The sequence below is a fragment of the Klebsiella sp. M041 genome, from assembly GCF_059759695.1.
Window position 1 is genome coordinate 238540 of sequence record NZ_JCAXWU010000003.1, and the last position, 11372, is coordinate 249911.

General features: G+C 55.9%; 11 protein-coding genes. 8 read left to right on the forward strand and 3 right to left on the reverse strand.

Features of this window, described 5'->3' with window-relative positions; all coding sequences use genetic code 11:
• The 7 genes from ftsQ to mutT all read left to right on the forward strand — a co-directional run bounded on the left by ftsQ (nt 1) and on the right by mutT (nt 8361).
• The gene (ftsQ, locus tag AC6CWS_RS04985; RefSeq protein ID WP_004204342.1) at nt 1-831 is read left to right on the forward strand and encodes a cell division protein FtsQ; all 831 of its coding nucleotides are present in this window, start codon (nt 1-3) and stop codon (nt 829-831) included.
• Entirely contained in the window at nt 828-2090 is a 1263-nt protein-coding gene (ftsA, locus tag AC6CWS_RS04990; RefSeq protein WP_004204343.1) for a cell division protein FtsA, read from the forward strand. The genes ftsQ and ftsA overlap by 4 nt, the downstream gene beginning before the upstream one ends.
• A 62-nt stretch (nt 2091-2152) precedes the next feature.
• Complete coding sequence (gene ftsZ / locus AC6CWS_RS04995; RefSeq protein ID WP_002888628.1) at nt 2153-3304, forward strand: cell division protein FtsZ; 1152 nt, start codon at nt 2153-2155, stop codon at nt 3302-3304.
• A gap of 100 nt (nt 3305-3404) precedes the next feature.
• Nucleotides 3405-4322, forward strand: coding sequence for a UDP-3-O-acyl-N-acetylglucosamine deacetylase (lpxC, locus tag AC6CWS_RS05000; RefSeq protein ID WP_002888632.1), 918 nt, complete (start codon nt 3405-3407; stop codon nt 4320-4322).
• Between the two features lie 323 nt (nt 4323-4645).
• Nucleotides 4646-5143, forward strand: a complete 498-nt coding sequence (gene secM / locus AC6CWS_RS05005; protein ID WP_196531386.1) for a secA translation cis-regulator SecM — start codon at nt 4646-4648, stop codon at nt 5141-5143.
• 62 nt (nt 5144-5205) lie between these two features.
• Nucleotides 5206-7911, forward strand: a complete 2706-nt coding sequence (gene secA / locus AC6CWS_RS05010) for a preprotein translocase subunit SecA (protein WP_023291985.1) — start codon at nt 5206-5208, stop codon at nt 7909-7911.
• 57 nt (nt 7912-7968) lie between these two features.
• The gene (gene mutT / locus AC6CWS_RS05015) at nt 7969-8361 is read left to right on the forward strand and encodes an 8-oxo-dGTP diphosphatase MutT (RefSeq protein ID WP_065882756.1); all 393 of its coding nucleotides are present in this window, start codon (nt 7969-7971) and stop codon (nt 8359-8361) included.
• 52 nt (nt 8362-8413) lie between these two features.
• Here the strand turns inward: mutT and yacG are convergent, their stop codons facing one another.
• From yacG to coaE, 3 genes are read right to left on the reverse strand one after another with little or no spacing between them, the layout of a single operon-like run.
• On the reverse strand, nt 8414-8608 hold the full coding sequence (gene yacG / locus AC6CWS_RS05020; protein ID WP_004204348.1) for a DNA gyrase inhibitor YacG: 195 nt from the start codon (nt 8606-8608) through the stop codon (nt 8414-8416).
• A 9-nt stretch (nt 8609-8617) separates the two neighbouring features.
• Entirely contained in the window at nt 8618-9361 is a 744-nt protein-coding gene (zapD, locus tag AC6CWS_RS05025) for a cell division protein ZapD (RefSeq protein ID WP_017901182.1), read from the reverse strand.
• Nucleotides 9361-9981: a dephospho-CoA kinase gene (gene coaE, locus AC6CWS_RS05030; RefSeq protein ID WP_065882755.1), complete on the reverse strand. Its 621-nt coding sequence runs from the start codon at nt 9979-9981 to the stop codon at nt 9361-9363. The genes zapD and coaE overlap by 1 nt, the downstream gene beginning before the upstream one ends.
• 344 nt (nt 9982-10325) lie before the next feature.
• Here coaE and AC6CWS_RS05035 point away from each other — a divergent pair, with 344 nt between their 5' ends.
• The gene (locus AC6CWS_RS05035; RefSeq protein WP_023291988.1) at nt 10326-11369 is read left to right on the forward strand and encodes a GMP reductase; all 1044 of its coding nucleotides are present in this window, start codon (nt 10326-10328) and stop codon (nt 11367-11369) included.
• Nucleotides 11370-11372 lie beyond the last annotated feature (3 nt).

The following is an 11372-nucleotide window of genomic DNA, read 5'->3' on the forward strand; positions in this document are numbered from 1 at the left end:
ATGTCGCAGGCTGCGCTGAATACGCGGAACCATGAAGAGGACGTTTCTTCTTCGCGTCGGAGTAATGGAACGCGGCTGGCAGGGATCGTTTTCCTGCTGGCGGTGCTGTTTACCGTGCTGGTCAGCGGGTGGATGGTTCTTGGCTGGATGGAAGACGCGCAGCGTTTACCGCTGTCGAAGATGGTGGTGACCGGCGAGCGTCACTATACGCGCAATGATGACATCCGCCAGGCGATCCTGGCGCTGGGTTCGCCGGGCACCTTTATGACTCAGGATGTGAACATCATTCAGAGTCAGATTGAACGTCTGCCATGGATTAAGCAGGCGAGCGTCCGAAAGCAGTGGCCCGATGAATTGAAGATTCATCTGGTTGAATATGTTCCGATTGCACGCTGGAATGATCAACATATGGTGGATGCAGAAGGAAATGCCTTCAGCGTGCCGGCGGATCGCACCAGCAAACAGAATTTACCGATGTTATATGGCCCGGAAGGCAGCGAGAACGAAGTGCTGCAAGGGTACCGTGACATGGGGCAGGTGCTGGCAAAGGATAAATTCACGTTGAAAGTGGCGGCAATGACCGCCCGTCGTTCCTGGCAGTTGACGCTTAATAATGACATTAAGCTCAACCTTGGCCGTGGCGACACCATGAAACGGCTTCAGCGCTTTATGGAACTCTACCCGGTTCTTCAGCAGCAGGCGCAGACCGACGGCAAACGGATTAGCTACGTTGATTTGCGTTATGACTCGGGTGCGGCAGTGGGCTGGGTACCTGCTCCCGCAGAGGAAACTAATCAACAACAGAATCAGGCACAGGCAGAACAACAATGATCAAGGCGACGGACAGAAAACTGGTAGTTGGACTGGAGATTGGCACCGCCAAGGTGGCCGCTTTAGTAGGGGAAGTTCTGCCCGACGGCATGATTAATATCATCGGCGTGGGCAGTTGCCCATCGCGTGGTATGGATAAAGGCGGTGTGAACGACCTCGAGTCGGTGGTGAAATGCGTACAGCGCGCCATCGACCAGGCCGAACTGATGGCGGATTGCCAGATTTCATCAGTTTATTTGGCTCTTTCGGGTAAACATATAAGCTGTCAGAATGAAATCGGGATGGTACCGATTTCGGAAGAAGAAGTGACGCTGGACGACGTCGAGAACGTGGTCCATACCGCGAAGTCAGTTCGCGTACGCGATGAGCATCGCGTCCTGCACGTGATTCCGCAGGAATACGCCATTGACTACCAGGAAGGGATAAAAAACCCGGTAGGACTGTCCGGCGTGCGTATGCAGGCGAAGGTACATCTGATTACCTGCCATAACGATATGGCGAAAAACATTGTTAAAGCGGTGGAACGTTGTGGTCTGAAAGTTGACCAACTTATTTTCGCCGGTTTAGCGGCCAGTTATTCCGTATTAACAGAAGACGAACGTGAGCTGGGCGTCTGCGTGGTGGATATTGGCGGTGGTACAATGGATATCGCCGTCTATACCGGCGGCGCGCTGCGTCACACCAAAGTGATCCCGTACGCGGGCAACGTGGTGACCAGCGATATCGCCTATGCCTTCGGTACGCCGCCGAGCGACGCCGAAGCCATTAAGGTTCGTCACGGTTGCGCGTTGGGTTCCATCGTCGGTAAAGACGAAAACGTCGAAGTACCGAGCGTAGGCGGACGGCCGCCGCGTAGCCTGCAGCGTCAGACGCTGGCTGAGGTGATTGAACCGCGCTATACCGAACTGCTTAATCTGGTCAATGAAGAGATCCTGCAGCTGCAGGAACAGCTCCGCCAGCAGGGGGTTAAACACCATCTGGCGGCGGGGATTGTGTTAACCGGCGGCGCGGCGCAAATTGAAGGTCTGGCGGCCTGTGCGCAGCGCGTGTTCCATACTCAGGTGCGCATTGGCGCGCCGCTGAACATCACCGGTTTAACGGACTATGCCCAGGAGCCGTATTATTCGACGGCGGTGGGGCTGCTGCACTACGGAAAAGAGTCACATCTGAGTGGTGAAGCGGAAGTCGAAAAACGCGTGACGGCGTCGGTGGGCTCGTGGATTAAGCGACTCAACAGCTGGCTGCGAAAAGAGTTTTAATTTTTTAAGAGAACGCAGACAATTAGCGTTCTCAGGCGACAGGCACAAAACGGAGAGAAACTATGTTTGAACCTATGGAACTGACCAACGACGCGGTGATTAAAGTCATCGGCGTCGGTGGCGGCGGCGGTAATGCCGTTGAACACATGGTGCGCGAGCGCATTGAGGGTGTTGAATTCTTCGCGGTGAACACCGATGCGCAGGCGCTGCGTAAAACGGCTGTTGGCCAGACTATCCAGATCGGTAGCGGTATTACCAAAGGTCTGGGCGCTGGCGCGAACCCGGAAGTCGGCCGTAATGCGGCGGACGAAGACCGTGAAGCGCTGCGTGCGGCCCTTGATGGCGCAGACATGGTGTTCATCGCGGCAGGCATGGGCGGCGGTACCGGTACCGGCGCGGCGCCTGTTGTTGCCGAAGTGGCTAAGGATCTGGGGATCCTCACCGTGGCGGTGGTCACTAAGCCGTTTAATTTTGAAGGCAAGAAGCGCATGGCGTTTGCTGAGCAGGGGATCACCGAGCTGTCCAAGCACGTTGACTCACTGATCACCATCCCGAACGACAAGCTGCTGAAAGTACTTGGCCGCGGCATTTCTCTGCTTGACGCGTTCGGCGCGGCAAACGACGTCCTCAAAGGCGCGGTGCAGGGTATCGCCGAACTGATCACCCGTCCGGGCCTGATGAACGTCGACTTCGCGGACGTCCGTACCGTGATGTCAGAAATGGGCTACGCGATGATGGGCTCCGGCGTGGCGAGCGGTGAAGACCGTGCGGAAGAAGCGGCTGAAATGGCTATCTCTTCTCCGCTGCTGGAAGATATCGACCTGTCCGGCGCGCGCGGCGTGCTGGTTAACATCACCGCGGGCTTCGACCTGCGTCTGGATGAGTTCGAAACCGTGGGTAACACCATCCGCGCATTTGCTTCGGATAACGCTACCGTGGTTATCGGTACCTCTCTGGACCCGGATATGAACGACGAACTGCGCGTCACCGTAGTGGCGACCGGTATCGGCATGGACAAGCGTCCGGAAATTACCCTGGTGACCAACAAACAGGTTCAGCAGCCGGTGATGGATCGCTACCAGCAGCACGGTATGTCCCCGCTGACGCAAGAGCAGAAGCCGGCGGCAAAAGTGGTGAACGACAATACGCCGCAAACCGCGAAAGAGCCGGATTATCTGGATATCCCAGCCTTCCTGCGTAAGCAAGCCGATTAAGAATCGACTGGAAGTTGGGCATCTGCGCTCTTTGTGCTAAACTGGCCTCCCGATAGTGGTGTACACTTCGGTTGGATAGGTAAATTGGCGAGATTATACGATGATCAAACAAAGGACTCTTAAACGTATCGTTCAGGCGACTGGTGTCGGTTTGCATACCGGCAAGAAAGTCACACTGACGTTACGCCCTGCGCCGGCAAATACCGGGGTCATCTATCGTCGCACCGACTTGAATCCACCGGTAGATTTTCCGGCTGATGCCAAATCTGTGCGTGATACCATGCTCTGTACTTGCCTGGTTAATGAGCATGACGTGCGGATTTCTACGGTTGAACACCTGAACGCCGCATTGGCTGGTCTGGGTATCGACAACATTATTGTTGAAGTCGATGCACCGGAAATCCCGATTATGGACGGCAGTGCGGCTCCGTTCGTTTATTTGTTGCTGGACGCCGGCATCGATGAACTGAACTGCGCCAAGAAATTTGTACGTATCAAAGAGACGGTTCGCGTCGAAGATGGCGACAAATGGGCTGAATTCAAACCGTACAATGGTTTTTCGCTGGACTTTACCATCGATTTTAACCATCCGGCGATTGATGCCAGCACCCAGCGCTATACGCTGAACTTCTCGGCCGATGCGTTCATGCGTCAGATTAGTCGTGCGCGTACCTTCGGTTTCATGCGCGATATCGAATATCTGCAGTCCCGCGGCCTGTGCCTGGGCGGCAGCTTCGATTGTGCCATCGTTGTTGACGATTATCGCGTACTGAACGAAGACGGTCTGCGCTTTGAAGACGAATTTGTTCGCCACAAAATGCTGGATGCGATCGGTGACCTGTTTATGTGTGGTCACAACATTATCGGCGCATTCACGGCGTACAAATCGGGTCACGCGTTGAATAACAAACTGCTGCAGGCTGTTCTGGCAAAACAGGAAGCCTGGGAGTATGTGACCTTCGAAGACGACGCAAAACTGCCAATGGCGTTCCGCGCACCGTCGATGGTTTTGGCGTAAGCCTGACCATTCAGTAAATTCGACTGGTAACCTGGTACTCTCTCCGACCAGGGAACCAGTCGTTTTTCTTTTATAGCCTCTTCCCGTTATTTTTCGCTGCGATTTCTGGGTAATAATTAGCGCGCGTTCGCTGCTTTATTAAGCGTTTTCCCCGGGCAACAGCCTTCATTCATGCTGCCTCAGCGCGCTATTAATGTTAGTATTTGAGCGCAAAATTATTTCTCCGGGTTGCTTTACCCCGTGGACATCAGGTTGTCCTGCGAAAAACGTTAATAAAGAGACAGCCTGAACGACAACGGGTATACCAAAGAAAGGTAATGAACGTGAGTGGATTGCTGACGCGCTGGCGACAGTTTGGCAGACGGTATTTTTGGCCGCATCTCCTGTTGGGGATGGTCGCGGCCAGCCTCGGCCTGCCTGCGCTAAGCAACGGCCATGAGACCGCGACGCCAGCGAAGGCGACCGCCAGCAACCATAATCCGAGCAAAGTTAATTTCTCCCAGCTGGCGCTGCTGGAGACGAATCGCCGGCCAAACTTTACCGTCGACTACTGGCATCAGCACGCCATTCGCACCGTTATTCGTCATCTCTCTTTCGCCATGGCGCCGCAGGCCTTGCCGGTCGCGGAAGAAGCGTCCCCGCTGCAGGCGCAGCATCTGGCGCTGCTCGACACGCTCAGCGCGCTGCTGACGCAGGACAGCACGCCGCCGGTGGTGTTCCGCCAGGCGGCGTATATCCCTTCCTCATATTCTGCCTTCCGCGTCAGCGCCTGGATAAGCCAGGTGGCGGGGATCCGCGCAGGGCCTCAACGTCTCAGCTGAAAATAACCACGGACTATCCTATTTTTTGTGACTCCGCACCGCGGGGCGTTTGAGATTTTATTATGCTTATTAAAATGTTAACCAAGGTTTTCGGCAGCCGTAACGACCGTACGCTGCGTCGTATGCGCAAAGTCGTCAATATCATCAACGGTATGGAACCGGCGATGGAAAAACTCTCTGATGACGAGCTGAAAGCGAAAACCGCTGAATTCCGCGCGCGCCTGGAAAAAGGCGAAGTGCTGGAAAACCTGATCCCTGAAGCTTTCGCCGTCGTTCGCGAAGCCAGTAAGCGCGTGTTCGGCATGCGTCACTTCGACGTTCAGCTGCTGGGCGGTATGGTGCTTAACGATCGCTGCATCGCCGAGATGCGTACCGGTGAAGGTAAAACCCTGACCGCGACCCTGCCGGCCTACCTCAATGCGCTGACCGGCAAAGGCGTTCACGTGGTGACCGTCAACGATTATCTGGCCCAGCGTGACGCCGAAAATAACCGCCCGCTGTTCGAATTCCTCGGCATGACCGTTGGCATCAACATGTCCGGCCTGCCGGCGCCGGCGAAGCGTGAAGCCTACGCTGCCGATATCACCTATGGCACCAACAACGAATACGGCTTCGATTACCTGCGCGACAACATGGCCTTCAGCCCGGAAGAGCGCGTTCAGCGTAAACTGCACTATGCGCTGGTGGATGAGGTGGACTCCATCCTGATCGATGAGGCGCGTACCCCGCTGATCATTTCCGGCCCGGCGGAAGACAGCTCTGAAATGTACCGCAAGGTCAACAAGATCATTCCACACCTGATCCGTCAGGAAAAAGAGGATTCGGACACCTTCACCGGCGAAGGCCACTTCTCGGTGGATGAAAAAGCGCGTCAGGTTAACCTGACCGAACGCGGTCTGGTACTGATTGAAGAGCTGCTGGTACAGGAAGGCATTATGGATGAAGGTGAGTCCCTGTACTCCCCGACCAACATTATGCTGATGCACCACGTTACCGCCGCGCTGCGCGCCCATGCGCTGTTCACCCGCGACGTTGACTACATCGTTAAAGATGGTGAAGTTATCATCGTTGATGAGCACACTGGCCGTACGATGCAGGGCCGCCGCTGGTCCGATGGCCTGCACCAGGCCGTTGAGGCCAAAGAGGGCGTGGAGATCCAGAACGAGAACCAGACCCTGGCCTCTATCACCTTCCAGAACTATTTCCGTCTGTATGAGAAACTGGCGGGGATGACCGGTACCGCCGATACTGAAGCCTTTGAATTCAGCTCCATCTACAAGCTGGATACCGTGGTCGTCCCGACCAACCGTCCGATGATCCGTAAAGACATGGCGGATCTGGTCTATATGACCGAAGCGGAAAAAATTCAGGCGATTATCGAAGATATTAAAACCCGTACCGCAGCCGGTCAGCCGGTGTTGGTGGGGACAATCTCGATCGAGAAATCGGAAGTGGTTTCCCGTGAGCTAACTAAAGCCGGCATTAAGCACAACGTTCTGAACGCCAAGTTCCACGCCAGCGAAGCGGATATCGTCGCCCAGGCAGGCTATCCTTCCGCGGTGACCATCGCTACCAACATGGCGGGCCGTGGTACCGATATTATGCTCGGCGGTAGCTGGCAGGCGGAAGTCGCGGCGCTGGAAAACCCAACGCCTGAGCAGATTGAACAAATCAAAGCCGACTGGCAGGTGCGCCACGATGCGGTACTGGCCGCAGGCGGCCTGCACATCATCGGTACCGAGCGTCATGAATCGCGCCGTATCGATAACCAGCTGCGCGGCCGTGCCGGTCGTCAGGGGGATGCCGGTTCTTCCCGCTTCTACCTGTCGATGGAAGATGCCCTGATGCGTATCTTCGCCTCCGATCGCGTATCCGGCATGATGCGTAAACTGGGGATGAAACCCGGCGAAGCCATTGAGCACCCGTGGGTCACCAAGGCTATCGCCAACGCACAGCGTAAAGTCGAGAGCCGTAACTTCGATATTCGTAAGCAGCTGCTGGAATATGATGATGTGGCCAACGACCAGCGCCGGGCAATTTACACCCAGCGTAACGAACTGCTGGACGTGTCTGACGTCAGCGAAACCATCAACAGCATCCGCGAAGACGTGTTTAAGGCGACTATCGATGCCCATATTCCGCCGCAGTCGCTGGAGGAAATGTGGGATATCGAAGGCCTGCAGGAGCGTCTGAAAAACGACTTCGACCTCGACCTGCCAATCAAAGAGTGGCTGGATAAAGAGCCGGAGCTGCATGAAGAGACCCTGCGCGAACGTATTCTGCAGAGCGCGGTAGAGACCTACCAGCGTAAAGAAGAAGTGGTCGGCGCCGAAATGATGCGCCACTTCGAGAAAGGCGTGATGCTGCAGACCCTGGATTCGCTGTGGAAAGAACACCTGGCGGCGATGGACTACCTGCGCCAGGGTATCCACCTGCGCGGCTATGCGCAGAAAGATCCGAAGCAGGAGTACAAGCGCGAATCGTTCTCTATGTTTGCCGCGATGCTGGAGTCACTGAAGTATGAAGTGATCAGCACCCTGAGCAAAGTGCAGGTGCGGATGCCGGAAGAAGTCGAGGCGATGGAGCAGCAGCGTCGTGAAGAGGCCGAGCGCCTGGCGCAGATGCAGCAGCTCAGCCATCAGAGCGATGATGAAGCCGCTGCACAGGATCTGGCGGCGCAAACCGGCGAACGTAAAGTGGGGCGTAACGATCCCTGCCCGTGCGGTTCCGGTAAAAAATACAAACAGTGCCATGGCCGTCTGAGCTAAGGGCTGATAAAAAAACAAAGGCGCAGAGTTCTGCGCCTTTTTTATGGAGCTGATTCAATGAAAAAACTGCAAATCGCCGTAGGGATAATTCGCAATCCAGAAGGCGACATCTTTATTACCCAGCGCGCCGCCGATGCCCATATGGCGAATAAACTGGAGTTCCCGGGCGGGAAGATTGAATCTGCTGAAACGCCAGAGCAGGCATTGATCCGCGAGCTACAGGAAGAGGTGGGGATTACGGTCACCACGTTTTCACTATTTGATAAGCTGGAGTATCAGTTCCCCGATCGCCACATTACGCTGTGGTTTTTCCTCGTGGAAAGCTGGGAAGGCGAGCCCTGGGGCAAAGAGGGGCAGCCGGGACAGTGGATGGCGCGGCAGGCGCTGGATCCGGCGGCGTTTCCCCCGGCGAATGAACCGGTTATCCGCAAACTTATCTCCCAGGGCTGAGCCCCGGGTCGGGAGACTAACCCAACAGGCGTTGGGTTAGCGTGCCGTCAAATCAGGGCTGCTGTTCGCTCCAGTCATCGCTATCGGAGAGATCGCCCGCGCTGGGGATGCGCTTCTCCTCTGCTGCCCATTCTCCCAAATCGATCAGCTGGCAGCGCTTGCTGCAGAACGGACGATAGGGGCTTTGTTCACCCCATACCACATTTTTGCCGCAGGTCGGACAATTGACGATAGTCTCTTCTGACATGTTATCTCCTTAACAGCAGGCCAGTTCAAAATCAAAGCGCTCCGGCACGATCCCATACTCACTGTCCAGCGGCAGGAAGCGGATGGCGAAACGGCTCTTATGGCCGGAGATCTGCGGATAAAGCTGGTGGGCCAGATCGAGACGCAGGCGCAGCAGATCGGCATCTTCGCCATTATCCTGATAAAAGCCATTGAGGCTGGTCTGTTTGCGAAACTGCCCGGAGTTACGGATCAGATCGAGGATCAGGCTCAGGGACTGGACCAAAGGATCGAGGCTGGCAAGCCAGCTGGCCACCTGCTCGTCACGATGCGCCTGCGGCATATGGAGCCAGATATGCAGGGTCGGTAAATCGAAGCTGCAGCAGCCTCCAGGGATACTCAGACGCTGACGCACTAGCGCAATCAGGCGATCTTCACGCAGAAACTGACCAATGCGCGGCGCGGCCATCAGGGTGCTGGAAGACTGCTTGAGCTGCTGGCGCAGCGCGTTAATACGCTCCTGATCGACTCCCGGCACTTCTGCCCAGGACTGGAGCTTACGCTGCTGGCGCTCCAGCTCTTTGACCAGATCGGTACGCACCTCGCCGCGCTCCAGGACATCCAGCAGATCGCCGGCGTTACGGAAAAAATGGAGCGCATCGGCATGGCTGGCAATCATCGGATGGAAAGCCATCTGCTGGATCAGAAATTCGATGCGCAGCCAGGTGCGCATTTTCTCATTAAGAGGATGTTCAAACAGAACGGGGGTATGCATTACGAGTTTTCCTGTGAGGCGGCCTGCGATGCCAGCGTTAAGTACTTTTCGTGCAGGCGGGCAACATCCGATGCCACTGCATCCGGCGTGCCAGTGTTTTCAATAACATCGTCCGCGACGGCCAGGCGCTGCTCGCGCGTGGCCTGGGCGGCAAGAATATGTTCAGCATGTTCGCGGCTGACCTTATCGCGCAGAATGGTGCGTTCGATTTGCGTCTCTTTTGGCACATCGACGACCAGGACGCGATCGGCCTGGCTGGACAGGCGGTTTTCGACCAGCAAAGGTACGACCCAGAGGAGATAAGGGGAGGTGGCGGCCTGCATCTGGCGGCGCGTTTCCTGCTGAATTAGCGGATGCAACAGCGCGTTGAGCCAGGCTTTTTCCTCCACCTGAGCAAAAATTTTTTCCCGCAGCAGACGGCGGTTTAGCGTGCCGTCGGGCGCGATCATCTGTGGCCCGAAGTGGCCGGCAATGGCCTGGAACGCCGGGGTGCCGGGTTCGACTACCTGGCGGGCGATAACATCGGCATCGATAACGTTAATCCCGAGCTGCGCGAAGGCGTCGGCAACCGTACTTTTACCGCTGCCAATCCCGCCTGTTAACGCGACTGTGTACCCCATATCTTCTGACCCTGAAACGGATTGCTCGTATTTTTTGGTATTCAGACAGCGAGGACGGGCAGTATGCCGGAGAGGCGACAGCGATCTTGTCGTGATGTCCCCGTGCCAACCGGGAGCGCCGTCCGCTATTCTGTTTATTTTAATCAAGCAAATCAAATGGTTAAAAATAATACGCTGGCGGGTGGAGACATAAGCGTTTTTTTCTCCATTCACCAGGTAAATTTATACGATTGTAGCGTAAAAAAAGTGAAAATCGCAGTCTTGCGCGGGCCTGATTCGTGCGTATGATAACGTCACTGGAGTTGTGCTCTCACATTAATGCCATTAACCCCAGGAATTCGCACATGCGTATTGAAGAAGATCTGAAGCTTGGTTTCAAAGACGTTCTTATCCGCCCGAAACGCTCTACCCTCAAAAGCCGTTCTGATGTTGAGCTGGAACGTGAATTCACCTTTAAACATTCAGGCCTGACCTGGTCCGGCGTGCCGATTATTGCGGCAAACATGGATACCGTCGGCACCTTCAGCATGGCGAAAGCGCTGGCCACTTTTGGCATTCTTACCGCAGTACACAAGCACTACACCGCTGAAGAATGGCAGGCGTTTGTCCAGAGCGTATCCGCAGACGTTCTCAAGCATGTGATGGTTTCCACCGGTACTTCCGACGCGGATTTCGATAAAACGCAACAGATCCTCTCTGAGAACCCACAGTTGAATTTTGTGTGCATTGACGTCGCCAATGGCTACTCTGAACACTTCGTTCAGTTTGTGGCGAAGGCGCGCGAAGCCTGGCCGCAAAAAACCATTATCGCCGGGAACGTGGTCACCGGTGAAATGTGCGAAGAGCTGATCCTCTCCGGCGCCGATATCGTCAAAGTTGGCATTGGCCCGGGGTCCGTTTGCACCACCCGTGTCAAAACCGGGGTCGGCTACCCGCAGCTCTCCGCCGTGATCGAGTGTGCTGATGCCGCACACGGCCTTGGCGGCCAGATCATCAGCGATGGCGGTTGCACCATGCCGGGCGATGTGGCGAAAGCCTTCGGCGGCGGCGCTGATTTCGTGATGCTCGGCGGTATGCTGGCGGGCCACGAAGAGAGCGGCGGTACTGTGGTTGAAGAGAACGGTGAAAAATTCATGCTGTTTTACGGTATGAGCTCCGAGTCGGCGATGACCCGCCATGTGGGCGGTGTCGCGAAATACCGCGCGGCGGAAGGGAAAACCGTGAAGCTGCCGCTGCGTGGCCCGGTGGACAATACCGCGCGCGACATTCTCGGCGGCCTGCGTTCAGCCTGCACCTACGTTGGCGCCTCGCGACTGAAAGAGCTGACCAAACGCACCACCTTTATCCGCGTTCAGGAACAAGAGAACCGGGTATTCAACAGCCTGTAACCG

Bases quoted from the DNA above. Each gene is read 5' to 3' on its own strand.
- AC6CWS_RS05035 (WP_023291988.1), top strand. From the start codon at position 10,326: ATGCGTATTGAAGAAGATCTGAAGCTTGGTTTCAAAGACGTTCTTATC.
- ftsA (WP_004204343.1), top strand. From the start codon at position 828: ATGATCAAGGCGACGGACAGAAAACTGGTAGTTGGACTGGAGATTGGC.
- ftsZ (WP_002888628.1), top strand. From the start codon at position 2,153: ATGTTTGAACCTATGGAACTGACCAACGACGCGGTGATTAAAGTCATC.
- yacG (WP_004204348.1), bottom strand. From the start codon at position 8,608: ATGTCAGAAGAGACTATCGTCAATTGTCCGACCTGCGGCAAAAATGTG.
- secA (WP_023291985.1), top strand. From the start codon at position 5,206: ATGCTTATTAAAATGTTAACCAAGGTTTTCGGCAGCCGTAACGACCGT.
- lpxC (WP_002888632.1), top strand. From the start codon at position 3,405: ATGATCAAACAAAGGACTCTTAAACGTATCGTTCAGGCGACTGGTGTC.
- mutT (WP_065882756.1), top strand. From the start codon at position 7,969: ATGAAAAAACTGCAAATCGCCGTAGGGATAATTCGCAATCCAGAAGGC.
- zapD (WP_017901182.1), bottom strand. From the start codon at position 9,361: ATGCATACCCCCGTTCTGTTTGAACATCCTCTTAATGAGAAAATGCGC.
- ftsQ (WP_004204342.1), top strand. From the start codon at position 1: ATGTCGCAGGCTGCGCTGAATACGCGGAACCATGAAGAGGACGTTTCT.
- coaE (WP_065882755.1), bottom strand. From the start codon at position 9,981: ATGGGGTACACAGTCGCGTTAACAGGCGGGATTGGCAGCGGTAAAAGT.